This window comes from Streptomyces sp. NPDC085944, assembly GCF_040686295.1.
In the GTDB taxonomy this organism is placed as follows: Bacteria; Actinomycetota; Actinomycetes; order Streptomycetales; family Streptomycetaceae; genus Streptomyces; species Streptomyces salinarius.
In genome coordinates this window covers 1-26,544 of sequence record NZ_JBFBJX010000036.1, presented here as the reverse complement: position 1 = coordinate 26,544, position 26,544 = coordinate 1, and the positions used below count along the sequence as shown (strand labels likewise).

The 26,544-nt window shown below is 70.4% G+C and carries 26 protein-coding genes and 1 pseudogene; 17 read left to right on the top strand and 10 right to left on the bottom strand.

Annotated elements, in window-relative coordinates; genetic code table 11:
- Positions 1-616: 616 nt before the first annotated feature.
- Entirely contained in the window at positions 617-991 is a 375-nt protein-coding gene (locus AB0P07_RS35935) for a DUF1330 domain-containing protein (RefSeq protein ID WP_365558425.1), read from the bottom strand.
- Positions 992-1,802: 811 nt separating this feature from the next.
- Between AB0P07_RS35935 and AB0P07_RS35930 the strand changes: the two genes are divergently transcribed.
- From AB0P07_RS35930 to AB0P07_RS35890, 9 genes are all read left to right on the top strand, one after another.
- The gene (locus AB0P07_RS35930; RefSeq protein ID WP_365558422.1) at positions 1,803-3,269 is read left to right on the top strand and encodes a cation:proton antiporter; all 1,467 of its coding nucleotides are present in this window, start codon (positions 1,803-1,805) and stop codon (positions 3,267-3,269) included.
- Between the two features lie 581 nt (positions 3,270-3,850).
- A complete protein-coding gene (locus AB0P07_RS35925; protein WP_365558433.1) occupies positions 3,851-4,201 on the top strand; it encodes an NADH-quinone oxidoreductase subunit A in 351 nt (116 codons plus the stop codon).
- Entirely contained in the window at positions 4,192-5,559 is a 1,368-nt protein-coding gene (locus AB0P07_RS35920) for a hypothetical protein (RefSeq protein ID WP_365558420.1), read from the top strand. Before AB0P07_RS35925 ends, AB0P07_RS35920 begins: the two co-directional genes overlap by 10 nt.
- Positions 5,552-6,478 (top strand): NADH-quinone oxidoreductase subunit H, encoded by a 927-nt coding sequence (locus AB0P07_RS35915; protein WP_365558417.1) that lies wholly within the window; start codon positions 5,552-5,554, stop codon positions 6,476-6,478. Before AB0P07_RS35920 ends, AB0P07_RS35915 begins: the two co-directional genes overlap by 8 nt.
- 22 nt (positions 6,479-6,500) lie before the next feature.
- On the top strand, positions 6,501-7,070 hold the full coding sequence (locus tag AB0P07_RS35910; RefSeq protein WP_365558414.1) for an NADH-quinone oxidoreductase subunit J: 570 nt from the start codon (positions 6,501-6,503) through the stop codon (positions 7,068-7,070).
- Positions 7,067-7,372: an NADH-quinone oxidoreductase subunit K gene (locus AB0P07_RS35905; RefSeq protein WP_365558411.1), complete on the top strand. Its 306-nt coding sequence runs from the start codon at positions 7,067-7,069 to the stop codon at positions 7,370-7,372. Before AB0P07_RS35910 ends, AB0P07_RS35905 begins: the two co-directional genes overlap by 4 nt.
- The gene (locus tag AB0P07_RS35900) at positions 7,369-9,240 is read left to right on the top strand and encodes a proton-conducting transporter membrane subunit (RefSeq protein WP_365558409.1); all 1,872 of its coding nucleotides are present in this window, start codon (positions 7,369-7,371) and stop codon (positions 9,238-9,240) included. Before AB0P07_RS35905 ends, AB0P07_RS35900 begins: the two co-directional genes overlap by 4 nt.
- Before the next feature lie 6 nt (positions 9,241-9,246).
- Positions 9,247-10,752, top strand: coding sequence for an NADH-quinone oxidoreductase subunit M (locus AB0P07_RS35895; protein ID WP_365558406.1), 1,506 nt, complete (start codon positions 9,247-9,249; stop codon positions 10,750-10,752).
- Positions 10,749-12,170 carry an NADH-quinone oxidoreductase subunit N gene (locus tag AB0P07_RS35890; protein WP_365558404.1) on the top strand — a complete coding sequence of 474 codons (1,422 nt, stop codon included), beginning with the start codon at positions 10,749-10,751 and terminating at the stop codon, positions 12,168-12,170. Before AB0P07_RS35895 ends, AB0P07_RS35890 begins: the two co-directional genes overlap by 4 nt.
- Positions 12,171-12,485: 315 nt before the next feature.
- On the opposite strand, the gene AB0P07_RS35885 is transcribed toward AB0P07_RS35890, so the two are convergent.
- Entirely contained in the window at positions 12,486-12,665 is a 180-nt protein-coding gene (locus AB0P07_RS35885) for a hypothetical protein (RefSeq protein WP_365558401.1), read from the bottom strand.
- Between the two features lie 229 nt (positions 12,666-12,894).
- Complete coding sequence (locus tag AB0P07_RS35880; RefSeq protein WP_365558398.1) at positions 12,895-13,413, bottom strand: nitroreductase family deazaflavin-dependent oxidoreductase; 519 nt, start codon at positions 13,411-13,413, stop codon at positions 12,895-12,897.
- Positions 13,414-13,534: 121 nt separating this feature from the next.
- Between AB0P07_RS35880 and AB0P07_RS35875 the strand changes: the two genes are divergently transcribed.
- Positions 13,535-14,041, top strand: a complete 507-nt coding sequence (locus AB0P07_RS35875) for a MarR family transcriptional regulator (protein WP_365558396.1) — start codon at positions 13,535-13,537, stop codon at positions 14,039-14,041.
- A gap of 427 nt (positions 14,042-14,468) precedes the next feature.
- Positions 14,469-14,651, top strand: a complete 183-nt coding sequence (locus tag AB0P07_RS35870; RefSeq protein ID WP_365558394.1) for a hypothetical protein — start codon at positions 14,469-14,471, stop codon at positions 14,649-14,651.
- A 146-nt stretch (positions 14,652-14,797) separates the two neighbouring features.
- On the opposite strand, the gene AB0P07_RS35865 is transcribed toward AB0P07_RS35870, so the two are convergent.
- From AB0P07_RS35865 to AB0P07_RS35855, 3 genes are all read right to left on the bottom strand, one after another.
- Positions 14,798-15,511 carry a TrkA family potassium uptake protein gene (locus AB0P07_RS35865; protein ID WP_365558392.1) on the bottom strand — a complete coding sequence of 238 codons (714 nt, stop codon included), beginning with the start codon at positions 15,509-15,511 and terminating at the stop codon, positions 14,798-14,800.
- Positions 15,504-16,877: a potassium transporter TrkG gene (locus tag AB0P07_RS35860; protein ID WP_365558390.1), complete on the bottom strand. Its 1,374-nt coding sequence runs from the start codon at positions 16,875-16,877 to the stop codon at positions 15,504-15,506. The genes AB0P07_RS35865 and AB0P07_RS35860 overlap by 8 nt, the downstream gene beginning before the upstream one ends.
- Before the next feature lie 815 nt (positions 16,878-17,692).
- Complete coding sequence (locus AB0P07_RS35855) at positions 17,693-18,361, bottom strand: TetR/AcrR family transcriptional regulator (RefSeq protein WP_365558387.1); 669 nt, start codon at positions 18,359-18,361, stop codon at positions 17,693-17,695.
- Positions 18,362-18,425: 64 nt separating this feature from the next.
- Between AB0P07_RS35855 and AB0P07_RS35850 the strand changes: the two genes are divergently transcribed.
- The 3 genes from AB0P07_RS35850 (at position 18,426) to AB0P07_RS35840 (ending at position 21,136) form a co-directional block, all read left to right on the top strand.
- Positions 18,426-19,949, top strand: a complete 1,524-nt coding sequence (locus tag AB0P07_RS35850) for a monooxygenase (protein ID WP_365558385.1) — start codon at positions 18,426-18,428, stop codon at positions 19,947-19,949.
- Between the two features lie 2 nt (positions 19,950-19,951).
- Positions 19,952-20,392: a RidA family protein gene (locus AB0P07_RS35845; RefSeq protein WP_365558382.1), complete on the top strand. Its 441-nt coding sequence runs from the start codon at positions 19,952-19,954 to the stop codon at positions 20,390-20,392.
- A 528-nt stretch (positions 20,393-20,920) separates the two neighbouring features.
- On the top strand, positions 20,921-21,136 hold the full coding sequence (locus tag AB0P07_RS35840) for an alpha/beta hydrolase (protein ID WP_365558436.1): 216 nt from the start codon (positions 20,921-20,923) through the stop codon (positions 21,134-21,136).
- Here the strand turns inward: AB0P07_RS35840 and AB0P07_RS35835 are convergent.
- Positions 21,109-21,268, bottom strand: a pseudogene (locus AB0P07_RS35835) (IS5/IS1182 family transposase); the annotation flags it as partial. The gene AB0P07_RS35840 and the pseudogene AB0P07_RS35835 sit on opposite strands and share 28 nt — an antisense overlap.
- A gap of 96 nt (positions 21,269-21,364) precedes the next feature.
- A complete protein-coding gene (locus tag AB0P07_RS35830; RefSeq protein WP_365558380.1) occupies positions 21,365-22,048 on the bottom strand; it encodes a TetR/AcrR family transcriptional regulator in 684 nt (227 codons plus the stop codon).
- Between the two features lie 143 nt (positions 22,049-22,191).
- Between AB0P07_RS35830 and AB0P07_RS35825 the strand changes: the two genes are divergently transcribed.
- Positions 22,192-23,151, top strand: coding sequence for a zinc-binding alcohol dehydrogenase family protein (locus AB0P07_RS35825; protein ID WP_365558378.1), 960 nt, complete (start codon positions 22,192-22,194; stop codon positions 23,149-23,151).
- A 430-nt stretch (positions 23,152-23,581) separates the two neighbouring features.
- Here the strand turns inward: AB0P07_RS35825 and AB0P07_RS35820 are convergent, their stop codons facing one another.
- Positions 23,582-23,974 carry a VOC family protein gene (locus AB0P07_RS35820; protein ID WP_365558376.1) on the bottom strand — a complete coding sequence of 131 codons (393 nt, stop codon included), beginning with the start codon at positions 23,972-23,974 and terminating at the stop codon, positions 23,582-23,584.
- A 171-nt stretch (positions 23,975-24,145) separates the two neighbouring features.
- Positions 24,146-25,072: a TIGR03564 family F420-dependent LLM class oxidoreductase gene (locus tag AB0P07_RS35815; RefSeq protein WP_365558430.1), complete on the bottom strand. Its 927-nt coding sequence runs from the start codon at positions 25,070-25,072 to the stop codon at positions 24,146-24,148.
- Positions 25,073-25,241: 169 nt separating this feature from the next.
- Between AB0P07_RS35815 and AB0P07_RS35810 the strand changes: the two genes are divergently transcribed.
- Positions 25,242-25,808, top strand: coding sequence for a helix-turn-helix domain-containing protein (locus tag AB0P07_RS35810; RefSeq protein WP_365558372.1), 567 nt, complete (start codon positions 25,242-25,244; stop codon positions 25,806-25,808).
- A 65-nt stretch (positions 25,809-25,873) separates the two neighbouring features.
- Positions 25,874-26,143, top strand: a complete 270-nt coding sequence (locus AB0P07_RS35805) for a Tn3 family transposase (RefSeq protein ID WP_365558428.1) — start codon at positions 25,874-25,876, stop codon at positions 26,141-26,143.
- Positions 26,144-26,544 lie beyond the last annotated feature (401 nt).

Here is a 26,544-nt window from a genome sequence, read left to right as displayed (position 1 = left end):
TCGAGCCCCGGACGTCCGAGACCGGGCGTCTGGCCCGTCCCTCACTGCGTATGACGCTCACAGCTTCCCCTTCCTCACTTTTGCATTATGCAAGAGCGTCAAGGGGGCAGGCTCGCAGGTACCGTTCCTTTCCGTCGGTCGGCGGCGGGGTGCGCGGGTGTGCCCGGGGGGGGTGTAGGCCCGTGGAGATCCGCGCCCCGCCCCTCGTGGCCCGCCGCCAGGGCGGCTCCGGCCACCCGCTCCAGGCCGAAGGGCTCCAGCCGCAGGAAGGTCCCGTAGTGCAGCAGGGCGCTGGGATGGACGAGCAGCAGGCGTCTGGGGTCACCTCGGCACGGGCGGCCCGAGGACGAGCCGGCTCCCGGCGGCGAACAGGAGGAGCGAAAGAAGCCTGCGGGTGCCTCCCGCCGACCGCGCGCCGACAACCGCACCCCGGGGTCGCATGGTCCCAGGAGACGACGCCTTGGAGTCTCGCCGGACGTGAGGGCCGCTCATCACGAGGCGGCCGCGGTGATCGCCGACAGGCAACCGTCGCCGACCGGAAGACCGGCGTCCCGGCCCCCGCCCCGGCGCCCAGGGCATGCCTGCCGTCGCGGCGCTGCCGTGGCCGCGGCCCCCGTCACCCCGCTCGCCGCGTCCACGGGGTGGTCGGCTGGAGCACGGCCTCGGCGAGTGCGCGGGACCTGAGACGGGAGATCTCCCGGTACCCGGGATCGGTCACCATGCGGCTGAACGCCTCCCGGCTCGGATAGCGCACGAGAAGTACGGCGTCCCATGCCTGACCTTCTTCGGCGACCAGTGCCTCGTTCCCGTCTCCGGCGTAGAGCAGCTCGCCCCCGTACTGTCGCAGAAAGGCCGCCGCCCGACGTGAGTACTCCTCGTACGACGCGCGCCCGTCGGCTGCGAAGCGCAGCAGGTTGAGCATGACGAAGGGCTCACCGGGGTTCCGGCGAGCCAACTCCTGGAGGACTGCCTTGTCGGGATCGACAGCCATGGCCGTCTCCTTGTCGTTGTCGGGCGCAGGACGTGGCGAAGCCTCGGGTGTAGCTGACAGCGAGAGTAGGCGACGATCGGAGCGGTGCATACCACCTGGTCGGTATGGATCGGCGTGTCACCGAGGCACGTGACGAGAGCGACGCCTTCCACCCACTTGCCGACCGGGCCTGTCTGCTCAACGACCCCGATGTGCACCATGCCCTGGAAGCGCTGCGAGAGGATCTCTCGGAGCACGTTGTCGGGCCGCCGCACGACGACGCCGCGCTGTTGCTGGTCCGCCGCCGTAGGAGACCGGCCGAAGGCGAGTTGACGGAGCCTCAGCAGGCGGCGGATCGGCCGCAGGCCGTGTCCGCCTGTTTGTGTCCGTCGTGCCGGGGATACCCATGCAGCGCCTTGTGCCACTCAACGACAACCGGCGAAGTGAGGGACATGTCTGCCAGGGGCGACGTTGGAGGGTGTATCGCGGGGCCGACCACCGACCTGGTCCGCGGCCGCTTCCCGGACATCCCGCGTCCCGTGTCGGGCCGTAACCGCGTCCCGCTCCTGCCGGAGCACGGGTTCGACACCGCCCGACTGTCGGCCGGTTCCGAAGTCACGGTGGTGCGGGCGGGGCCGGGCCCGGTGCCCGCGCCCAGCCGGTCTTCCGAGCAGGCTGCCGCACGGGCGTGCCCGGCGCCCCCGACCCGCTGGGCGCAGCCGTCGTCGGCAGTCGCTGGTGCGCCCACCGAGGCGGGGGCGGTGCCGGCCGGTGCACGGGCCTGCGACCGAGGCCGGCATCGGCTCGACCCGTGGAGGGGGATCCTTTAAAGGTGGAGGGCACATGGTCCTTCGGTCTGGCCATTCTGTTCGTGGCACTGGCCGGGCTGGCGGCGTTGGGATCCAACCGGCTGAGTGAACGCACCCGCATCCCGGCCCCTGCGTTCTTCCTGGTCGTCGCCGCCGTCGCCGTGGATGTCTTCCCGGCCCTGCGGGAACTGCCGACGACGACGGTGCAGGACGTCGTCACCATCGCCTTGGTGGTCCTGCTCTTCCAGGGCGGTATGGACATCGGGTGGCGGCGTTTTTGCCCGGAGGCGCGGGCGATCCTGTCGATCGGCGTGCTCGGTACGTTCGCCACCGCCGGTCTGCTCGCCGTCGGCGCGCACCTCCTGCTCGGGCTCGACTGGCGTACCGCCCTCCTCCTGGGCACGGCACTCGCGCCCACGGACCCGGCGGTCGTCTTCTCCGTCCTGGGCCGGCGGAAGATCACCGGTCGTACCGGCGTGCTGCTGCCCGGGGAGTCGGGTGCCAACGACCCGGTGGGCATCGCCCTGATGGCCGGGTTGCTGGGTGCCTCGTCAGGGTCGGCACTTGAGACGGCCGGGCACACGGCGCTGCTGTTCGTGGAGGAGATGGCCATCGGTGCCGCACTCGGAGTGGCGGGCGGCTGGGGTCTGAAGCTCCTTATGCGGAAGGTGCCGTTGCCGGCCGAGGGTCTGTATCCGCTGCGCACACTCGCCGGTGCGTTCGCGGTGTACGGGCTGACGACGGTGGCGCACGGTTCCGGCTTTCTGGCCGTCTTCGTGGCCGGCGTTCTGCTGGGTGACGTCCGTGCTCCCTACAAGAAGGAGATCGAACGCTTTCACACGGCGTTGGGAAGCCTGGGCGAGGTCGTGGCGTTCGCTCTGCTGGGCCTGACCGTGCCGCTGTGGACCTTCACCATGGAGGGGGCATGGACGGACGGCGTCGTGCTGGCGGTCCTGCTCGCCTTGGTGATACGGCCACTGGTGCTGACCGCACTGCTGTGGCCCATGGATCTCAGCCGTGGGGAGAAAACGTTCCTCGCCTTCACCGGGCTCAAGGGTGCCGTGCCGGTTCTCCTCGGCAGCTACCTCGTGAGTTCCGGCGTCGGGGACGCCGACCGACTGTACGACGTGGTGTTCGTCGTCGTGGTCTTCTCCGTCGTCGTGCAGGGCTCCCTGGTGCCCGCGGTCGCCCGCTGGTGCCGGGTGCCCATGCAGTCGGTGGACCTGGAGCCGTGGGCGCTGGGGGTGCGACTGCGGGACCGGCCGGAGGGCGTGGCCCGTCATCTGGTGGAAGAAGGATCGCCGGCCGAGGACAGTACGGTCGACGGGCTGGACATCGGCGAGGACGCTTGGATCAGCATGGTCGTCCGGGAGGGGCGGGTCGTCCCCGTGAGTGGTTCCACGCGCCTGCGGACGGGCGACGAGGTGCTGCTGATCACCGGCGACGACGGGAAGGCGTGCGCGGCTCTGTTCACCGCGGAGCGGACATGAGCGGTGTGCCGGCAGGCGGTCGCCGGGCCGCTGCGTTTCCCCTCTGTGCGCTCGGCTGCCCACGCATCGTCGTACCGCCCTCGCATCGCCGTGCGGGCCGCACCTGCAGAGAACCGATCCGGTCGGCCGCCTTTGGACACCGTGGTGAGGCTCTACGGTCTCGCTGTCTCGCGCATGGCTCAGCCCTTCCTCATTGCCGGGAACAGCAGGGTGCTTACTCTCGCGATCAACAACAGGTCACTGGCACCATGGCGGATCCGCCCGCGCACTGACGCACCGTCCGGCAAGGCCTGGCAGGGTGCCGCCGCGCGCCCGGTCCCGTGCGGGGAAACTTCCCTCCGTCGCGGCGCGCCCCGCCTCCTCCCGGAACCGATGACGGAATCCTGCACAGGGACGCCGGTTGACCGCCTGGATTACACATGCCCCCCTGGGGTACGCGACGACGGCACCGGACGACACCAGGAGGAGAAGCGCGCAGATGGCTACGCAGATCGCCGCCCCACGACGAGGCAGCCGCCGGTGTTGCGCCCCGGCGGGACCGGGCACGGCCACCGGTCACCTGTCAGGACTGTGAGGCGATGATGGACGGCATGACGGCAGTTCTGTCGCTGCTGGGCGTGGCCCTGCTGGCCGTCGCCGGTGTTTACGCGGCGAGCTGGGCGGCGCGGCTGTCCTCCGATCCGGCGGCAGCGGCTCCCTTCGCGTCGGGACTGGAGCCGGTCGAGCACGCGGTGAGCCGTTTCCACGTGCGCTGGTACACCGTCACGATGCTGTTCCTGGCCTTCGACATGGAGATGGTCTTCATGTACCCGTGGACGCGGGTGATCTCGGCGATGGGGCCCAGCGCGGTGATCGAGATGTTCGTCTTCCTGGCGATCCTGCTCGCCGGGGTCCTCCATGCCTGGCGGGAGGGCGCTCTGCGATGGACCTGACCGGTCTCGCCCTGCGTGCCTCGGCCGCGCGGCCCCACGTACTGCTGGCCACTCTGCCGGGAGGCACGGCTGCACGGCTTCAAGCAGAGCGCTTGGCGCGGCTGCGGGACTGGCCTTTGGCCGGCACCCCGGCCGGGGCGGACCTGCTGCTTGTCGTCGGCCAGGACAGCTCGCGCCTGCGGGCGGCGGTCAACCGGCTCTGGCAGGACATGCCCGCGCCCCGCGCCCGCGTGCACGCGGACGAGGCCGACGATGTCGCCGCCGCGATGGAGGCCGGACGGACCCAGCTCGGCTCTTCGGCCGAGCAGCACAGCCAGTGCGAAGCGTCCGCCGAAACGGCCCCGCCCGACGACGGCCGCCCGCACCACCAGGAGTCTTCCGGTGGCGCTCACCACCACGACGAAGAAGCCCAGCACGAGGACACCCGTGAGCACGGCGAGGACGCCGACGGGCACGGCGGCCACGACGACGAGGGTGCCGGGAAGGAGGGGGGTCACGGGATCCACGAGGAAGACGGCGGCCATGGAGGGCACGGCAGTCACGGTGGCGGTGAGATGGAGATGCCGGGCGGGCTGCCGATGGCCGAGCAGGGCGAGGACCGTGACGGTTTGACGCTCGATCGTCTGCACGTGCCGCTGGGGCCGTTGCTGGCCGACTGGCCGACCGGCCTTGCCGTCAATCTGATCGTGCAGGGCGACGTCATCCAGGAGGCTGACGTCACAGATCTGCCCACGCCCACCGCCGGGTCGGCCGCCCCCTTCTGGGTGGAGCCGTGGCTGCGTGCGGCTCGCGGGGACCCGGTGAGGACGGGCGAGGCGGCCCGGCGGCGGGCGGCTGCCCGTCTGGACAGTCTGGCCCGGCTGCTGTCGGTGGCCGGCTGGCCCGCCGAGGCGACCGTGGCGCGGCGGCTGCGCGACGACCTGCTCGACGGAGCCCCCGGTGCGGCGGTCGCGTCCCCGCTTGGCCGCTTCACCCGCCGCGTCGGCCGGTCACGGACTCTGGACTGGCTGACCCGCGGAATCGGCAGCGTGCGCAACGAGGACGCGCGAGCGGCCGGGGTGAGCGGACCGGCGGCGCGGGCCGGCGGGGACGTGACCGCTCGGTACCGGCAGTGGCTCATCGACATCCGCAGCGATGTGGGGCGGCTGGATGACTCCTCTCCGCTTCGACCAGCGTTGGACGAGAGTCCGCGCGGCGACTGGAACAGCGACGCTCCGCCGTCGGCCGCGCTGATCGCGTTGCTGCCGCGTCTGCTGAGAGGAGCCGAGCTGGCCGCGGCCCGTCTCATCGTGGCCAGCCTCGACCCGGATCTGGACGAACTCGCCGCAAGCACAGGGGAGGTGACTGCCCGTGGGTGAGGTCGGCGCGTGGTGGACAGTGCTGGCCGCACCGGCGATGCTGCTCGCTCTGGCCGCGTTGGCGGTAGCGGGCAACGCGGTGCTGGAGGCCCGTGAGGCCGGTCGGCCGCTCGGTTCCGCGGCCGCGGTGCGGCCGTTTCTCGGCGTGCCGCGGGCGCTGCTGGCGCAGCCGCGCCGCCTGCCCGCCCCGGACGTGCTGCTGTGGCGTACTGGGGTGGTCATCGTGCCGGTGGCCGCGGTGCTGTCCACGCTGGTGATCCCGTTCGGCAACACCGTGGTGGCCGATGTGTCGGTCGGGGTGGTGTGGTTCAACGCCATGGAGGTGCTGACCTGGGGCGGTCTGTGGCTGGCCGGGTGGGGGCCCAACGCGGCGTTCTCCCTGATCGGCGGCTACCGGTTCCTGGCCCAGGGGCTGGCCTATGAGCTGCCGTTGATGTTCGCGCTGATCTCGGCCGCCACCGGGGCGCAGTCGCTGCGGGTGGGTGACATCGCCGCCGCCCAGCACGGCCTGTGGTACGCGGTGTGGATGCCGGTCGCCTTCCTCGTCTACCTGGCCGGTGTCCTGGCCTTCAGCTTCCTGGGCCCGTTCGCCTACCCGGCGGGCCGTGACCTTGCCGGCGGCGTGCTGAGCGAAGCCTCGGGCGCGGACCGGCTGCTGCTGGAGGCCGGGCGGTGGCTGTGGCTGGCGGCGGGGGCGGCGATGGCGGTGCCGCTGTTCCTCGGTGGGGGCGCCGGCCCGGGCCTGCCGCCGTGGGCGTGGTCGCTGGTCAAGACGCTGCTGGTGCTGGCCGTGCTGGTGGTGGCGGTGCGCAGGCTGCCGGTGGTCCGCGCGGACCGGTATGTGGAGCTGGCCTGGGTGGTGCTCATCCCACTGACGATCGCGCAGGTCCTGGTCCCGGCCCTGGTCGACCTGAACTGATGACGAGCGAAGGGAGGCCGTCATGAGTACGACGGGACTCGTGCTGCTGGCCGTGCTGGGCGTGCTCGCCCTGACGGGCGGTGTGCTGGTGTTCACTCTGAACTCGATGGCGCGCGTCACCTTCTGCCTGCTGGCGTCCCTGTGCTGCGTCGGAGGCGTGGTGACCGTGCTGGGGCTGCCGTATCTGGGTGTGGTGATCGTGCTGATGATGGTCATGGAGATGGTGATCATGGCCGTGTTCATGATCGCCTACATGATGAACCCGGCAGGTCTGATGCCGATGTCGATGCTGCACAACAAGCGAGGCTCCCTGGCCATCAGCGCCGTGGCGTTCGCCGCCCTGGTCGCAGGAATCTTCATGGTGTCCTGGCCCGAGCGGACGGGTGTCCGGCCGAAGGACACCACCCGTCAGGTCGGGATGTCGCTGATGGGCGGCCAGATGCTGACCATGGTCATCCTCGGGTTCGTGCTGCTGGCCACCATGGTCGGCGCCACCGTGCTGGCCACCCACCGGGGCCGTTACGACCGCTTCGGCGACGACCTCGATCAGCGGCCCGCGAACGACCCGGCCGGCGGAGGAGTGGGCCGATGACCTTCGAGCTGATCCTGGTACTGGCTGCGGGCCTGTTCTGTATCGGTCTGTTCGGCGCGCTGTCCCAGCAGTCCATCGTCATGATCATGATGGGGATCGAGTTGATGATCGGCGGTGTGATCGCGGCCGCCGCGGACTTCTGGCACTTCCTCGCCCCGGCCGCGGCGAGTGGCCAGGTGGTGGTCGTGGCGGCGGTGGTGGCGATGGCGGTGGAGATGGCCATGGGCTTCGCCGTCACCACGGCGATCTACCGGGCCCGGCAGGTCGACATGACCGACATGGCCGAGGAGCTGAAGGGGTGAGCGCGCTGCTGTGGCTGCTGATCGCCGTTCCTCTGGGCGCCGGGACCTTCCTCGGCTCGGCGGGCCGAGGAGTCAACCGCCTGGCTCCGGCACTCGGCGTGGGAGCGGCCCTGGTGACGATGGGCCTGGCGGTGGCCGCCGCGTTCGCACGCCCCGAGGCGAGTGCGCCTCTGCTCACCGGGACGCGGGCAGGGCTGGCGGTGGACGGTCTGTCCGCGGTCATGGTGGTCACCGTCGCCGCCGTCACTCTCGGCGTACTGCTGTTCGCTGCCGCGGAGTTCGGCCCGGACGAGAACCGGGGCCGGTTCTTCGGCCTGATGCTGCTGTTCGCCGGGGCCATGCTCGTCACCGTCTCGGCGACCACGCTGCCGCTGCTGCTGATGGCCTGGGAGGCCATGGGCGCGACCAGCTGGGCGCTGATCGGCTACTGGTGGCAGCAGCCCGAGCGGGCACGTGCGGCGGACGTCGCCTTCCTCACCACGCGCACCGCCGACCTCGGCCTGTACCTCGCGGCCGGGGCCGCGCTCGCGGGCGGCATCGGCTCCCTGCGCCTGGACGCTCTGCCCGGGGCGAGTTCCCCGTGGCTGCAACTGGTCACGGCCGGAGTCGTGGCAGCGGCGCTGGGCAAGTCCGCTCAATTGCCCTTCTCCTTCTGGCTGTCGCGTGCCATGCAGGGCCCCAGCCCGGTTTCGGCGCTGCTTCACTCGGCCACCATGGTCGCGGCCGGCGCCTACCTGCTGCTGCGGCTGCACCCGCTGCTGGCCGCCACCGCCTGGGCGGGCCCGCTGGTGGCCTGGACCGGCGCACTGACCGCCCTGGCCCTGGGCGTCGTCGCCGTCGCCCAGCGCGACGTGAAACAGCTGCTCGCGGCCTCCACCTCCGCGCAGATCGGCTACATGGTCCTGGCCGCCGGAAGCGGCGGCGTGGCGGGCGGCGTCACCCAGCTGGTCGCGCACGCCGCCACCAAGTCGGGTCTCTTCCTGGCCGCCGGAGCATGGCTGACCGCACTGGGCACCAAGCAGCTGCCCGCCCTGCGCGGCGCCGTCCGCCGCTACCCACTGGTCGGCGCCGCCTTCACCGCCGGCGCTCTGACGCTGGCCGGGCTGCCGCCGCTGTCGCTGTGGGCCGCCAAGGACGAAGTCCTCGCCGCAGCCCGCGCCGAGAGCACCGGACTGTACGCCGTCGGACTGGCCGCCGCGGCCGTGGCGGCGGTCTACAGCGTCAAGGCCCTGTGGTATGTCACCCGCCCCCTGCCCCAGGGGGCCGAAGCCGGTCACGACACCGAGCGGCACGGCACGCGCCGCGTCTCACGCGCGGCTGTGGTGCCCTTGTGGGTGCTGGCGGCGGCTGGGGCAGTGCTGGGTGTGCTCGCGCTGCCCGGCCCGGCGTCCTGGACGAAGCAGCTGGTCGGCACTCCTGCGGAGCCGAGCCCCGCGGCGTGGGAGCTGGGGCTGTCCGCCGGCGTGGTGCTCATCGCCGCAGGCATGGCCTGGCGGTGGTCCGCCCGCCCGGCGCCGGTCTCTCGTGCGGCAAGGGGGTGGGTGCGGCAGTGGCTGCTCCTGGAGCGGGTTGCGCAGGTCCTCGTGGTGCGGCCCGTTCTGGCGCTGGCGCGGGCGCTGGCCGTCTTCGACGACCAGGTCGTCGACGGCTCCGTGCGGCAGGCTGCCCGCGGTGGCCTGGCCGTGGGGCGGCTCGCCCGCCGTGTCGACGACGGCGGCATCGACGCCGCCGTCCGCGCGGTCGCGTCCGGCGCCCGGGGGCTGGGCCAGTGGGCGCGACGCCCGCAGACGGGGCTGCTGCACCAGTACTACGCCCAAGCCGCCGTCGGCTTCGCGGTGCTGATCCTGATCGTGCTGTTGGTGAGGTAAATCCCTGTGCTGAGTGTCGTCACCTTCCTGCCGCTGCTGGTGTGCGCGGTGTTGCTGCTGTTGCCGCGCACCCTGCCGGACCGGATGTACGTCTGGGCGTGGATCGCCGCCGCTGCCGTCGACCTCGCCCTGGTCATCGCCCTTTGGACGGGCTTCGACGCCGGGGGAGGCATGCAGTACCAGCAGCGGATGCGCTGGATTCCCAGCGCCGGCGTCGGCTACCACGTGGGCGTCGACGGGCTGTCCCTGCCTCTGGTGGCCCTGAGCTGCCTGCTGTTCCTGGCCGTCGCCGTGTACTCGCTGCGCCAGACCGCACGCGTGCGCTCCTACGTCTGCCTGTTCCTCTTCCTGCAGACTGTCAGCCTGGGACTGTTCGTCGCCCTGGACCTGATCCTCTTCTTCGTCTTCTTCGACCTGTCCATCGTGGGCATGTTCTTCGTCATCGCCGGCTGGGGACACGGCGAACGCGCCCGGGCAGCGGCACTGAAGTTCTTCCTCTACACCTTCATCGGCTCCCTCGCCCTGCTGCTCGGCTTCATCGGCGTCTACCTGGCCGCCAGCCCGCACACCTTCGACATCACCGACCTGACCCGCGCCAACCCCCTGGCAGGGCGCGGCCCGTACGCCGGCCTGGTGCTGCTGGCCATCGGCGTCGGCCTCGCGGTCAAGACGCCCACGGTGCCCTTCCACACCTGGCTGCCCCCGGCTCACACCGACGCTCCCGCCGCCGGCTCGGCGATCCTCGCCGGAATCCTGCTGAAGATGGGCACCTACGGGTTCGTCCGCATCGCCATGCCCCTGCTGCCGGGGTCCTGGCGCCACTACGCCCTGGTCATCGTCGTCATCGGCGCGCTCTCCGTCGTCTACGGGGCGCTGGTGGCCCTGGGCCAGACCGACTTCAAGCGCATGATCGCCTACACGTCGGTCAACCACATGGGCTACATCATCCTCGCCGTCGGAGCCGCCGGAACCCTCGCAGGCAGCGATGCCCAGGCCCGCTCCCTTGCGGTGACCGGTGCGGTCACCCAGATGGTCAGCCACGGCCTGATCACCGGCGCGCTGTTCCTGCTCGCCGGAGTGCTCTACGACCGCGGACAGACCTACGCCATGAACGCCTACTCCGGGCTCGCCGCGCACACCCCGCGCCTTGCCGGCCTGACGGTCGTCGCCGCGTTCGCCAGCCTCGGCATCCCCGGGTTCTCCGGCTTCATCGCCGAATTCCAGATCTTCACCGGCTCCCTCGCCTCCCAGACAACCGCCACCGCCATCGCCGTGACCGGCATCCTCATCACCGCCGCTCTTTTCCTGCGCGCTGTGCGCACCATGTTTCTCGGCCACCCGCGCCTGCCGCAGACCATTCGCCCCGGCGGCATCACCGACCTGCGCGGCAGCGAGGCGGTGCCGACCGTGACCCTGATGGCCGTGGCCCTGCTCATCGGCGTCGCGCCGCGCTGGCTGCTGGACGTCATCGAACCGGCCGGCCGCACCGTGACCGGGCTGGTGGCACGGTGAACGAGAACCTGACCGCCCTCCTTCCCGAAACGACCCTGCTCGGCGTCGCGGTCATCGGCCTGCTCGCCGGTTCATGGCTGCCGCGCCGCCGCCAGTGGATCATCGCGTTGCTGGCAGCCGCCGCTTGCGCGGCGGGCCTGGTGGCCACCGCCGTCACCATGGCCACCGACCGTGAACAGACCGTCTTCTCCGACGCCTTCGCCATTGACGCCGCCACCCACATGGGCCGCCTCACCGTCCTGACAGCCCTGCTGCTGATCATCGGCATGTCCGTCGAATCCGTCCGCGGTCACCATCGAGAGACCGAGTACTGGGTGCTGCTTCTCATGACCGGCGCCGGCACTCTCGTCCTGACCGGCGCCAACGACCTGCTGATGCTGTTCGCCGCCTACCTGCTGGCCAGTATCCCCGCCTACGCACTCGCCGGCTTCGCCAAGGACGTCACCGGTACCGAAGCCGCCCTGAAGTACTACCTGATGGGCGCCCTGCTCGGCACCACCATGCTGGCCGGTACCGCCCTCCTGTACGGCGCCGGCCACGCCACGCTCTACCGCGAGCTCAACGCCGGCCTGCCCGCGGCCTCTTACGGCCTCACCGCCGTGGGACTCGTCGGCGTGCTGGTCGGCGTCCTGTTCAAGATCGGAGCCGTCCCGGCCCACTACTGGGTGCCCGATGTCACCGAGGGCGCTCCCACCCCCGTCGCCGCCTACGTCACCACCCTGCCAAAAGTCGGCGGCCTGATCGCCGGATACCGCCTCCTGCACCAGGCACTGCCCGGCACCGACGTCAACTGGCCCCTTCTGCTGGCCGTCCTCGCCGCGATCACCATGACCCTGGGCAACCTCGCCGCGTTCTTCCAGACCTCCGTGAAGCGTCTGCTCGCCTACTCCGCCATCAGCCAGGTCGGCTACCTCCTCATGGCCCTGGCCGTCGCCACGCGCAGCGACCTCGCGCAAAAGAGCCTGCTGTTCTACCTGGCCGCCTACGCCGCCACCAACCTCGGGGCCTTCGCCGTCGTCACCGAACTGCCCCACGCCCGTACCCTCCAGGACTACCGCGGTCTCGCCCACCGTCACCCCGGCCTCGCCGCAGTCCTCGTCGTGTGCCTCCTCGGCCTGGTGGGCACCCCGCCCACCGGCGTCTTCCTCGGAAAGCTGGAGATCTTCAGCGCGGCAGTCGACGGTGACTACACCTGGCTCGCCGCCCTCGCCATCGCCAACACCGTCGCCTCCCTCTTCTACTACCTGCGCTGGCTCGCCCCCCTTTTCGCCGCCACCGCTCCGGCACCCCTGAGCACACAGACCGTCCAAGGCCGCTGGACCGCCGCCACCGCCTACACCGGCGGCGTGATCTCCCTCGTCCTCGGCCTGGCCGGAGGCGCAGTGCTCCCCCTCACTACCGGGCCGCTCCTCCGCTGAGGACGTGGCGGTCACTTCTCCGCCCTCGCCCGGTCACGGCCAGGGCACAGCACGTCCATGCCGAGTCGTTCGGCGCCGTCCTCGGGCGACCGTAGGGCGGGCCAGACCACTGTCGGTCGTTGCCGGTCACGCGTGGGCGGGGAGCCCGGCAGTCCCGCCTACAGAGACAGTTGCGTGCTCTCCGTGCCTTCCACTCGACAGCGCATTCCCCGCAGCCCGGCCACCACGTCGGGCTGTGGAGGTCCCGGATTCAGGTGGACGGCATCCGTGTGCCGCTCTTCGGGCTGTCCTGGGTGGCGTCCTGGGTGGCGTCCTTCAACTGCCGGAAGGGGCGAGGGGAGTCGAGGACTCGACGATGGCACTGGACGTCTGGAGCGGCGAGGTGTCCTCGGGCTCCCCGGGCAGGCCGGGAGGCTCTTCGGGAAGGCAGGAGAAGAGCCCCAGGAGAACGGCGAGCGCGGCCGCGCCCGCCAGGATGCGCCCGAGGCGGCGCATGCGTCCGCAGGTGTCGAGACGGCGCCATGCGGGTTCGGTCAGTGCGTCTTCGCGGGACCACGCATCGCCGAGGTGGTCGTTCGCGTCCAGGCGTCCAGCCCTCTCCCGAGCCGATGGCTCTCTCGGCGCGGAACGGGCGATGGCTTCTTCACTGTCGGCGAGGAATCGTGTCCATATCGATGCGGGGGTGGGCTTCGGCACTTCTACTCACTTCCGAGGTGTCGACGAGTCACGGCCGGGGCGGCGCGTCCGGCGGATTGGTGTCCGCCTCGAGCCGGACGAAGGGGATCGCGCGCCCGGCTTCGCGCAACGTCGGCTCGGTGCCGTCGGCGGGCAGCCCCAGGTACGCGCACAGGCGGCGGGCGGTGCGGGGGTGCTCTCGGCCGTAGTGCGCCATGATGGCGGCGCCTTCGCCGGGGGTGAGGAAGCGGGCGGTGACGGCGTGGTGGCGGTTGCCGAACTGCACGACCGTCTTCGGCTGGGCACGTAGGTTGCGGTACCAGTCTGAGCGCGGGCCGAAGCCGGAGGCGACGGTCCAGCAGCGGTACGGCGCTTCGTATGCCACGACTTCGAGAACCACCCGGCGGTCGCGTCCGCTGACCCGGCCCACGTGGTGCAGGAGCAGGAACCGTCTGCCGAGCAGCGGTCCCAGGCCGGCCCGGAACAGGAGGATGGGTGCGCGAGCGACCAGCCGGCGCCAGCCGGTGGGAACGCGGGGTCTGGCGGGGTCCGTTGCGTCAGGTGTCATGCTCGCCTTCCACGGGGTGGGTGGTGACCCCCGGACGGATGGGCCGGAGAGCCGCCGACTGTTACTTCGGCAGGCAAAATTTTGCACAGTCTAAATGATGAGTCCAGGGTAGAAAGGACCCATGGTGGAGCGCGAGTCCCGAGAGAGGACCATGGAGGACGTCGACGCGGTCACGCGGGAGGTGCTGACCGCCTCCCGGGTGCTGGTGGCGGTCTCCGCCCGTTCCCTGTCAGCCGTCGAGGACCGGGTCACACTGCCGCAGTTCCGGATGCTGGTTGTCCTGTCCAGCCGGGGCGCCACCAAACTCGTCGCCCTCGCCGGCCTCCTCCACGTCGCCCCCTCGACGGCCATGCGCATGGTCGACCGGCTGATCGCAGCCGGCCTTGCGGACCGACAGGTCAACCCGGACAACCGCCGGGAGACCCTGCTGCGCCTCACGACGGAGGGGCGTCGCACGGTCGAGGAGGTCACCGCCCGGCGGCGAACGGAGATCGCCCTCATCGTCGAACGTCTGAGCGCGCAACAGCGACTGGCGCTTGTCGATGCCCTGACCGCCTTCAACACGGCGGGCGCAGAGCCCCTCGCTCCGTCCGCCGTCACCGAGTCGTCCCCTCTCGGTTGGGAATGACGGCGCCGTACCGTGTCTTGCATTCACCACCGGCCAGCCGTCCTGAGCGACGGCCGGGGCGAGGTGCGACAGCTCACCGCACCCCGTTCGTTGCCGGACTCCGGCAGCGAACAGCTGCTGAATGTGCACTACTTCATCCATGGACCTCCCATGACGGAGTCCGGCAGCATCAGAGGGGCAGGTGCGAGGGGGAGCCGGCGGGTGATCCCCCGGGCTCACCACTACCGGCGCTGACAGGGGAGACCGCTGGATGCTCGCACACGGACAGGCGAAGGATCAGGTCGTGAGTCCCGGCCACGCGCAGCGCGCCACGCGTGATCTCCGGACTGGAGGCAGCCCTTGGCCGTGCCCGGAGCCACCAGGTGTGGAACGCGGCAGGACTGCCCCCATCGTCGTTCACGCTCCCACCTTCATGGAGGGCCGTGCCATGTCGCTTCAGGGCAGGGTCGTCGGCGTGGCACACGGCGTCCAGGACGTCATCCTGTTGGCACGTCGGCACGGTGTCGAGCTGGAGGCCGAGGAGCTGGACCGCACTCCCCTCGTCGAGTGGCGGGGAGGCGGCGCCGCCGCCTGGGGGCTGTCAGAGGCGATGCGGCCCATGAGTCGATGAGACGGGGGAGTGGTGTCCTCCGGGTGAGTGGTGGTGTCCCCCGGGTGAGTGCGGGGCCGCCGACGGACGGGCCTGCCTGTGGGTGCGGCCCGTCCGGAAGAGGCCTCACCCGCAGTTCGTGGCACAGGTGGTCTCCCGTCTTTCGTTCAGCTGAGGTCGGCGAAGGTCTCCACGGCTCGGGTCTTTCCGGTGACCACGATGACGTCACCGGCCTGGACGACGGTGTCGGCGGTGGCGTAGGTGAAGTCCTCGCCGGGGCGTTTGATGCCGACCACGGTGACGCCGTACGTGGTGCGAACCTGGCTCCGTCCGAGCGGCACCCCGGTGGCCACCTGCGGGGCGACGGTCTTGACCAGGGCGTAGTCGTCGTCGAACTCGATGAAGTCGAGCATGCGGCCCGTCACCAGATGGGCGACGCGTTCGCCCATGTCGTGCTCGGGGAGGACCACGTGGTGGATGCCGAGGCGTTCGAGGATCTGGCCGTGCTGGCGGCTGACGGCCTTGGCCCAGATGTTGGGTACTCCCGCGTCCAGCAGGTTGGAGCCGACCAGGATGCTGGCCTCCATGTCGGTTCCGATGCCGACGACGGCGCTGGTGAAGTCGTGGACACCGAGTTGGTGCAGGACTTCCGGATCCGTGCAGTCCGCGACTGCCGAGTGGGTCAGGGTGTCACTGTGCTTCTGGACCAGCCGGGCGTCCGTGTCGATACCGAGGACGTCCCAGTCCCTGCGCATCAACTCGCTGGCGAGAGAGCTGCCGAAGCGGCCCAGGCCGATGACGGCGACCCGCTGGTCCCTGGTGCGGTGGAGCCGGGCGGCGGGACGTTTGCGGCGGCGCAGGACGCGGAGTGGGTTAGCCAATGACGGGTCGCTCCTCGGGCAGTTCGTAGCGGCGGGTGCGTTCACGCAGTGCCAGCGCCGAGACCAGGGTGATGGGTCCGAGCCGGCCGACAAACATCAGCAGGACGAGGATCAGCTGTCCGGCCTGGGGGAAGTCGGCGGTGATGCCGGTCGACAGGCCCACGGTGCCGAAGGCGGAGACGGCCTCGAAGAGCACACCCTCGAAGGGCAGCGATGTCATGCTCAGCAGGGCGAGTGTGGCCGTCATGGCCAGAGCGACCCCCATGAGGGCGACCGTCAATGCCTGACGCAGTACGTGCGGAGCGAGTCGGCGTCCTAGGACGGAGGAGTGGGGTTCGCCGCGCACCTCGGCGGTGATGGCGACGAGGAGCACGGCGAAGGTGGTGACCTTGATGCCGCCCGCGGTGCCGGCGCTGCCGCCGCCGATGAACATCAGGACGCAGGTCATCAGTAGCGTCGCCGGCTCCATGGCACCGATGTCGATGGAATTGAAACCTGCGGTGCGAGACATGGCCGAGTGGAAGAACCCGTTGAGGACCTTGTCCGGCACGGAGTGGTTTCCGAGCGTTGCGGAGTTGCTCCACTCCAGCAAACAGGTCAGCACCGTGCCCGTGACCAGCAGGGCCGCCGTCGTGATGAGGGTCAGCCTGGTGTGCAGCGTCCAGTTGCGCCGGCCGGTCGTGCGGTGACGGTTGCGGCGACGCAACAGCTCCAGCAGTACGGGGAAGCCGATACCGCCCAGAATCACGGCCGCGGCGATCGGCAGCGTGATCCACGGGTCGTCGGCGTATCGCGTGAGGCTGTCCCCGCGCAGTCCGAAGCCCGCGTTGTTGAACGCGGAGATGGCGTGGAAGTAGCCGTGGTGCATCGCGTCGCGGATGGAGAAGCCGTAGCCGTAGCGAAGGCGCAGGGAAAGAGCGGCACCGACAGCGGCCTCGACGGCGAAGGTGGTGCCGGCCACTCCCAGCAGGACCCGCCGCACATCTCCGATGCCCAGGCTCTTCGTCTCCGCCTGGGCGGTGAGCTGCAACTTGAGGCGCAGCTTCCCGGACACCAGCAAGGCGAGCAGGGACGCCATGGTCATGATCCCGAAACCACCGAGCTGGATCAGCGCGAGGATCGCGCCTTCACCGAAGTCGCTCCAGTACGTCCCCGTGTCCACGACCGCCAACCCCGTCACGCAGACGGCGGACGTGGCCGTGAAGAGGGCGGTGACGAAGTCGGTCGACGTGTCCGCCTCCGAGGCGAGCGGGAGGGCGAGCAGCACCGTCCCGATCACGACCACGGCGGCGAAGGCCATGACAACCGTGCGAGCAGGGTGCGCGGTGAACAGAGCGTGCCGTGCCGCCACGAAACGTCCTGCCACCTGCTTCCTTCCTGTACGTGGGCGACCACCCGTCAACGGCGGATGAGAAAGCGCCGCCGGACCGACTGGACCCGGGACGGCGGCCACCCTACCCGGTCCACATGTTCCCCTTCCGCCCTGGCGCGGCGGAGACGGACTGGCCTCGGCCCGGTTTCTGGCGGCCGGGACGACCAACGTGCCCAGCGCAACGCCGTCCTCCCGCGGACGCCCCGAACACCAGCAGCCCGAGACACGACCCCGCGACGTACGTCGTCGCCCTGTCCTGCGAGGCCGTCCGCGCCCGCTGCCCCGCGAGCAGCAGCATCGACATCGGCTTGAGCAGCCTGAACGGCCGCAGCAGCGGCAGCAGGACCGCCGGCAGCGCCAGCGGTTGGCTCCGCACGAACCGCAGCCGGTCCTCGCTCAACCACAGACGTACGGCATAGTCGAGGCGAAGGCCGCGGGGTCGCGCCGACGGCCCGCCCGACACTCCGAATCCAGGACGACCCCATGGCCGTCAATCGCGTTCAGAGTCAGGGTGGGCCCGGCGATCGGTGCAGGCCGAAAGTGGCAGAGGATTGACAGTCGTACCCGGCACTCCTGGGCAGGTCAACCATGTGAAGGGCTCGCTCGCCACGTTCCGCGGGGCAACGTAGGGAGAGGTGACTTGAGGTCGGGGCTGCTGCGACCGCGCGCCTCGAAGGAGCGGGCCGCCTTTCCGCAGTTCGATCGGCCTGCCACCGTGTAGGAGCCGCAACTGCTCCTGGACGAGCAGCTGCCGGCCCCGACGCTCGCGCCCCGCAGGGAGGCCGCGGCGGGGAGCACCGCCGCCGGGCTCACCGCCGGACGGCACGCAGTCCGTCCAGGAGCAGCCGCAGCCCGAACTCGAAGTGTGCCGTGAAGTCCGTACTGGTGAGGACCGGCAGGGTGGCGGCGAGGTGCGGATACGTCCCTGCCTCCTCCACCGCGTCGCGCAGAGCCCCCGCGTCGGTGGACCCCCCCTCCTCCGGTCGGAGAGCGGCCTGTTCCTCCAGGGTGTGGCCGACGGTGAAGTGGGACACCGCGTACAGCGCCCGCGCCGCCTCACCGTCGCTGAAGCCCGCCGCACGCAGCACCCCGATGAGGCTGTCGGCGAAGCCCAGGGTGTGCGGGCCGGTCGAGTGTGTACCGGCGTAGACGCGGGCGCCGTCGCGATGGGCGAGCAGGGCTGTGCGCAGTGCTCGGGCCAGGCGCGCCACTGCCTCGCTCCAGTCGCCGCCCCCGGTCGGGCCGGTGGCGGCGGCGACGCCGGCGACCATGTGCTCGGCCATGGCGGTGAGCAGGTCCTGTTTGGTCGCGAAGTAGCGGTACAGCGCACCGGCCTGGACACCTATCGCGTCGGCGAGCCTGCGCATGGTCAGCGCGTCGAGCCCGGACTCGTTCAGCAGGTCGAGGGCGGTCCGGACGGTGCGGGCCTGGTTGAGCCGGGCGGGCCGGCCCCTGGCCGGGCTTGACGGTGTGCTCATGGACCCCATTATGGTGAACATCGTTCAGGTGAACGATGTTCACTAAATAGAGGAGGCTATCCTGATGAACACCGACGTGATCGTCGTGGGCGCCGGCCCGACCGGGCTGATGCTCGCCTGCGAGCTGGCACTGGCGGGCGTACGGACCCGGGTTCTGGAGCGCCGCACCGAACCGCAGCGCCATTCGCGGGCGCTGAGCCTGCACCCGCGCAGCGTGGAACTGATGGACCAGCGGGGGCTGCTCGACCGGTTCCTCCCGCTCGGCCGGACCGTGCCGGGCTGGCACTTCGCGGGGTTGCCCACCCAGCTGGACTTCGGTGCCCTCGACTCCCGGCACGGCTACACCCTCTTCCTGGCCCAGGCGCGCACCGAGGCGATCCTCGAGGAGCGGGCACACGAGCTGGGGGTGGAGATCAGCCGGGGACACGAGATCCTGGGCGTGAGCCAGGACGGCGACGGGGTTGAGGTGGAGACCCGCGTTCCCGGCGGCGGCACCGAGACCATACGTGCCCTGTACACGGTCGGATGCGACGGCGGGCGCAGCCTCGTACGGCGGACCGCGGGAATCGGCTTCCCCGGCACGGACGAGACCCTGACGGGGATTCTCGGGGACTTCGCGGTCGTCGACCCGCGGCCCGGTGCCCTTGATGCGGCTCGGGCCCACGGCGTGATCGTCGCGCCGCTGGAGGGCGGGCTCACCCGGTTCGTCTGCCTGGATCCGGAGCGGATGCGGGTCCCGTCCCGGGAGCCGGTGACCCTGGAGGAATTCCGTACGTCGCTCACCCGGATCACCGGCTCCGACTGCGGGGTCGCCGAGCCCGACTGGCTGTCGCGTTTCGGCAATGCCACGCGACTCGCGGAGAGCTACCGCTCGGGACGGACCCTGCTGGCGGGCGACGCCGCCCACATCCACTTCCCCGCGGCGGGTCAGGGTCTCAACACCGGGCTCCAGGACGCCATGAACCTGGGGTGGAAACTGGCCGCCGCGGTGCACGGCTGGGCCCCGCCCGGGCTGCTGGACAGTTACGACGCGGAGCGCCGACCGGTCGGGCAGTCGGTGACCGAGAACACCGAGGTGCAGACGCTGTTGGCGGAGCTGACGCTGATTCCGGGGCACCAGCGCCCAGCCGCGGCTCTGCGGTCGCTTCTCGACCAGCTGCTGGGCATGGCGGAGGTCAACCACCGGCTCGCCGATCAGGTCTCCGCGCTCGGCACCCACTACCCGCCGGCGGACCCGGGCGCCGACCCGCTGGTGGGGCGTCGTATGCCCGATGTGGGGCTGACCGCCGCCGGTTCGACGGCGACACGGGTGTACGAACTCCTCACCCGTGGCCGCTTCGTTCTGCTCGCACTGGCGAGGGACCCCTCCCTGCGGGAGGCCGTCGGCGCGGAACGGGCCTCCCGGGTCACGGCGGTGTCCGTCGACAAGTACGACGAGCACGCCGATCTCGACGGGGTCGCCGAAGTGCTCGTACGCCCCGACGGGCACGTCGCGTGGGCCACCCGGACCGCCGACCACGCCACGCGCCGCGACGAGCGGGTCCAGGCGCTGACCGCCTGGGCGGGTACGCCCTCCTCGAGGAGCTGACCATGTCGGTGACCCGCGTCAGTCCATCGTCCGTGCACAACCCGTCCGACCGGATCACCCGGGTCGTCACCGTCGACGGAAGGCGGCTCGTGCATCTCTCCGGGCAGGTCGCCCGGGATGAGCGAGGACGGCCCGTGGGGCTCGGTGACCACGGGGCCCAGGCGGCACAGGTCGCCCGTAACCTCGACGCCGCGCTCGCCGCGGTCGGCGCCATCCGTGACGACATCGTCGACGACACCGTCTACGTCGTCGACTACACCCCGGAGCTGCTGCCCGCGATCTTCGGGCCGCTGCGGGCCGGTGTGGCGGAAGCACCCGCGAGCACGCTGGTGGGCGTGTCCGCACTCTTCGCACCGGGGTTCCTTCTGGAGGTCAAGGTGGTTGCCGAGCTCCCCGGACAGGAGAGCCAGGACCGGGCCGTACCGGCCGACTCCGGCACCTAGGGGGCGAGCCCGCCAGGGCGCACCCGACGGACGAGGACCAGGATCTCGAAACGGCACTCGTCCGCCGGGCCTGGGAGGCCCCGTTCTTCGCCGCACGACTGGAACGCGAGCCCCCGGGAGGCCCCGGCGTCGATGGGGGTGCGCCCGGCCCCGGGGGCAAGGTCAGGTCAGGCGGCAGAAACGCGACACGCTGTACTACGTTCTCCCGCCCGCGAAACGACCGGAGGAGCCGGACCGCAGTGAGCCCGTGAACCTCATGGACCTGTGGCGCAGCGGGGACAACTTCGTCTGGCTGCTGCCCGAACGACTCGAGACCGTACTGCTGGCCATGCGCCGAGGTTTCCACGAGGCTTCCTGATCCCCGAAGACCGTCTGAAACGGGTACCGCGGGACATCCGCTCCGCCTGGGCGGCCAAGGCCGGAACGGAGGGGGATGGCCACCTTCGTTCTCGTACACGGTTCGCGGCTCGGCGGCTGGACCTGGGAGCGGGTTGCCCCCGCACTGCGAGCGTCCGGCCACACCGGCCTGTGCCCCTCGCTCGCCCCGCCGAAGCCGGCATCGGGCTGCGCACCCACATCGCCGAGATCGTCGGCCTGATCGATCGCCACGAACTCGCCGACGTGATCCTCGTGGGCCACAGCTACGGAGGCATGGTCATCACTGGCGCCGGACAGGAGCGACCGCCGCAGCCCCCTCACGGCGGGGCGAACGCAAACTGCCGCGTGGTGAGGTTCGTGCGGTAGCGCACGCCCACCAGCAGCACCCGCTTGGCCAGTGGAAGCCGTCACGGCCGGCCCCGCCCGAACCCCTCGCCACCGCGCTGATTTCAGCAGCCGAGCGAACCGATCCACCCATCGGCCGGTGAACACTTTCACTCACACCCGTTCGGCCCTCAACACCCCAGGCATACACAACGGAGATTGACGACGAGCGGTAGGGGCTGGGGCCGGGGTCGGCGAGCAGCCGAATTTCTAAAATTCTTGTGCCTGGGCCCATTCAGTTGTCGAACCGGACGACGAGTCGCATGTGTGGGCTCGATGTCCCGCGTGCGTGGCGGGGGGTGACAGGCCGAGCAGGGGGAGCCACACCTTGTCCACGATTTCGACGATCGTCTCGTCCGGCACTGCGCCCATGGTCATCAGCATGTCGTGGCGCACCAGGTCGAAGGGCAGGTTCACCACGCGGTCAAGTCGCGGTACATCCGTGAGCTCGCCGCGTTTGATGGCGCGGTCGACGAGCGTCGCGAAGGGGGGCTGCCGGCCCGTGGGGTGGAGACGGCTGCGCAGGTCTTGGAAGGTGGTGCCGGTCTCGCGGAAGTAGTCCGCCAGTTGAATGCGCAGGAGTATCACCGTGCGAGCCCGCTCGGCGTTGACCGTACGTAGGAGGGTGAGGGCGTCTTGGCGCAGGCTGCCGGTGTCGGGGATGCCGAGGGGGCGCCAGTACCGGGTGAGTGTGGCGATGAGGAGGTCCTCGCGCTGCGGCCAGCGCCGGTAGAGCACCGGTTTGCTGGTTCCGGCGCAGGCTGCGACGGCCTCGTAGGTGAAGCCGTTGTAGCCGTGCTCGACGAGTACGTGCCAGGCGGCATCGGTGATCGCGTTCTCCAGGGTGGCGCCCCTGCGCCGGGTGTGGGTGCCCTCTCCACGCTGCTCACTCACCGGTACCCCTGTATGTCGCTTTTCATGGGCTTTGGCCATGCAATTGGATCCGCTTGCGTATCTTAACTTGCAGCCGTACGCTATGGACAACAAGAAACGAATGCGTATCTTATCGGTCCGTGTGTCAAGCAAGGGAAACGCGCATGTCCATGATCAATGCCGCGCTTGTGGAGTCATTCGACGAGCCGCCGCACTTCCGCTCCATCCCCGCACCCGAGGCCGCCCCGGGGCAGGAAGTGGTGGACGTCCTCGCTGTCGGCGTGCACCGTGCCACCAAGGGAATCGCCGCGGGCGAGCACTACACCAGCCCCAAGACACTGCCTGCCCTGGCCGGCGCCGACGCCGTAGTCCGCCGGGCCGACGGCAGCCTCGCGTTCGTCATGCCAATGGGCGCGGGCTCTCTGGCCGAGCGCATCGCCATCGACCCGGCCACCGCCATCCCCGTCCCGGACGGAGCCGATCCCGCGCTCCTGGTCGCCACCATGAACCCGGCCCTGTCTTCGTGGGCCGCGCTGCGCACCCGGGTGCCCTTTCGGGCCGGGCAGTCGGTCCTCGTGCACGGCGCGACCGGCAACGCCGGATCGATGGCCGTCAAGGTCGCCAAGCATCTTGGTGCCGATCGCGTGATCGCCGCCGGTCGCAACCGCGCCCGCCTCGACGAACTCCTGGACCAGGGCGCGGACGCCACCGTGCAACTCGTCCCCGACCAGGACGCCACCGCGGCCGCACTCGCCGAATCCGCCGCGGAGGTCGACGTGGTCCTCGACTACGTGTGGGGGTCGCCCACCGAAATCGCCATGCGTGCCGTCCTCGAGGCGCGTACCCAGCACACCCGTCTGCTCGACTGGGTGCAGATCGGCGGCATGGGTGGCGACTCCATCACGCTGTCCGGACACGCCATGCGCTCCAACGCGTTCCGCGTCCTGGGCAGCGGCATCGGAGCGGTCCCCATGGACGTCATGCAGCGGGAATTCACCGAGCTCGTCGCCGCGATCGCCGCGGGAAGCATGGCCGTGCGCCCGCGCCCCTTCCCGCTCGACCAGGTCGAGGCGGCCTGGACCCACCAGGACGCACCCGGCGAACGCACCGTTGTCCTCCTGTGACACGCCCGCCGCCGGCTCGGGCACGGCGATTCACTGGTGCCTTGGCAGTCTGCCCACCGTCGGACTCTCCTGCTCTCACGGCCGGTCCGAAATGCGGAGGTTCCCAGCGGGAAGCCGCACGTGAGCAGCGCGAGACGCACGGTGGCCAGGCTCGTTCCTGCGAGGTCGGCGACGTTTCGGAGGACGTAGTGGTCGTCTTCGTGCCACCTGCGCCAGTGACCGATGCGGCGGCCATGTGCTGGGTGTGTCGGAGCTGCGGCGGAGTCCAGTCGACCGGGTGCTGCGACAACCGGACGCTCGCAGGCGCGCGCCGAAGGGGGCGTCTTGGCCCTGCCGACGCCAGCATGCGGTGCCGGCCCGACGAGCAGAGCACTGTTGAGATCGCTCCATTCGTCACTCCCGCGGCTTGACGGATGGTGGAAACCCTCAGTCAGCAGTAGGGGTAAGGGGCGGTGATGAATTCGGTCAGAACCGTGCCGCCGGGATCGAGTGCATAGACCCCCCGTCCCCCGGACAGATGGTTTATCTCACCCTCTTGGGTCTTTTGCGGGTCTGCCCAGTACGTGATCGCCTGATCTTTCAGGCGCGCCAGGATGCCGTCGAATTCGTCGTCGGTCACGAGAAATGCGAGGTGGCTCTCGTTGATGCGGTCCGGCGGGACCAAGGCGTCGGCGAAGTCGATGCCGACGTTGTTCGCTGTGTCCACTTGGGTGAACAGACCCCAGTCGCACGGGGCCGGTCCTGCCAACAACTTCGCCAGGAACGCGGCGGACTCCCGCCGGTCACGGCAGTGGACGATGATGTGGTTCAGCTCATTGGCCATTGTGCCTCCTTGGGGAACGCGTGTCGGCGATGCTCGAGTGAACTGCCGCCAGTCCGGGCCCGAAGCGGAGCCTGGTCGGTGGGCCCTTGCCGTCCCACGGGCGCGGTGTGCTGGTGGCCGGCGACCGTACGGCGATCGCAGCGGGAGAGGTGGGGACGATGTGGCCCCGGGTCACAGGTTCCGGGCGACGGCCCAGGTGCGAGCGCGGTCCAGGGCGTCGAAGAGGTCGGTATGGGTGATCATGATTTCAGTGGCCCCGGCGTCGAAGTAGCGGCGCAGACCGGCGGTGACGGTGTCCTCGTCGCCGGCGATCAGCAGGTCCGCCGCGCTGGACAGTCCTTCGGCCGCGATGACTTTCTGGTAGGACGGGATGCTGTCGTAGAAGCCGAGGGCGGCCGAGACGCGGCTGCGAGCGGCCGCGGCGTCGTCGGTGACCACGGCGGGCACGCCGACCACGATCTGCGGGGCCGGCCGCCCGGCCGCGGCGGCGGCTTCGGTGATGGCCGGCACGATCTGTGCGGCCAGGGTGCGGGGCCCGGCGAGGAAGGGAATCGTTCCATCGGCCAGCTCTCCCGCCGCAGCGAGGGCCCGCGGCCCCATCGCGGCCACCAGGACCGGGACTTGCGGCTCGGCCCCGGCCACGGCCGTCGGGCCGGCCGGGCGTGACGACAGCGTCTGCCCCACGAAGGCAGCGTCGTCGCCGTCCAGCAGCGGGCGCAGCGCGACGAGGTACTCACGCAGGTGCTTGATCTGCGGCGGATACGGCAGGCCGAACTGCGGCTCCAGTACCGTGCGCGCGCCGAGCCCGACGCCGAGCCGGAAACGCCCCGCGGTAGCCGCTTGTGCGGTCTTCGCCGCCGCCGCGAGCAACAGCGGGTGGCGAGGGTACGTCGGCACGACCGAGGTGCCTACGCAGATTCTGGGTTCCGCCCGGCCCACCAGTGCGGCGAGCTGGGGCGCGTCGTAATCCGTCGCCTGCCCGAACCACACCGTGCGCATCCCGGCGTCGGCCACCTCGTGCGCGAGTTCCACAGCCCGGTCCACAAGGTTGGTCAGGTCAGGGTCCTGTGCGAACGTGCCTCCCAGAAACACTCCCATCCTTTTCCCGCAAGCGTTCATCACGAGCTCCTTCGCCTGGTCGGGGCCGCAAGGCCCGTCGGCTCCACCATCGCGGCCTGCATCGCCGCGCGCAGCATCCCAGTGATTACAGATTCTGCAATCACTGTACAGCTTGATTGCAGGATCTGTAGTCCCTACTCTCCGTGTCATGGCACGATGGCCGGGCGGCACGCCGGAACGACTGCAGGAAGCCGCGATCGAGTTGTTCACCGAGCGCGGCTACGAACGCACGACCGTGGCCGAGATCGCGACGCGCGCAGGCCTGACCGAGCGCACCTTCTACAACCACTTTGCGGACAAGCGTGAAGTACTTTTCCCCGGACAGGACTCGTTCATCGCCGGGGTACGAGACGCGCTCGGCAGGGCACCCGGAGAGCAGTCCGCGCTCGACGCGATCCGCGCGGTCTTCACTGCTGGCAGTGACTGGCTCGACCAGCGTCGCAACGCGGCACAGCGCCGCAGGCACATCCTCGACGCACACCCTGACCTTCGGGAGCGCGAATGGGCGAAACTGGCGGCCCTTGCCGCTGCGATCGCCGACGCGCTGCGCGCACGGGGCGTCCCCGACCCTGATGCGACGCTGACCGCAGCCGCCTCCGTCACCGCTTACCACTGTGCCGCAGCCCGGTGGCTGGCCGATCCGCAGCACCGCACGTTCGGGCAACACCTCCACGCAAGCTTCGACGATCTGCACCGCACCGCCCGCAACTGGTGACGTCACCGCAAAGCGCGGACACGGCGGCGGCCTACTGACTTCGGCTTGTCAGGGTGACGTTTGTGATGCGGCCGATCCGATGGGACCTGATCGAGCAGCGGTACGACCAGATACTGAAGTACGCCACCGTGCTCCGGCTCGGGACGGCGCAAGCAGAGCAGGTCCTGCGGCGCCTCACCCGCGGCGGATTCAAGCTCCCGACCTACCGGCTCTCGAAGAACTCGACCGCGCAGTTCGTACGGCGTTCGCCTGCGATTACTTGGCCTGGTCCGCGAGATCCACGGCGGGATTCAGGTCGCGGAGAACTGGGACAGCGTGAACACCATGCTCCATGACGAGAAGGAGGGCGCCCTGACCGGGATCGGGGTAACTCCTGGTCAAGGAAATTGCATCGATGACCAGCGACAACGTGACCGAGGCCGAGCCCGTCAAGGCCGCTGAGCCGCAGCCGGCGAAGAAGGTGGACGACCGGCTCATCGACGAGTTGGTCGGCCACGCTCAGGCTGAGGGCCTGCAGCTGACCGGCGAGGGTGGGCTACCTCCAGCAGCTGACCAAGCGGCTTCTGGAGTCCGCCCTGGAAGCCCGCACCGACGGTCGGCGTCATCACGGGGGGCCTCCACTCCGTGTGAACATGGTGCTCTCTCCTTCTGAGGGGTACCTCATCGCCCTTCTTGCTGCATCCGGGCGCCGCCGACCCGGTGCATCGCACCCGTGCCGGCCGGCCCGCGTGGGGGA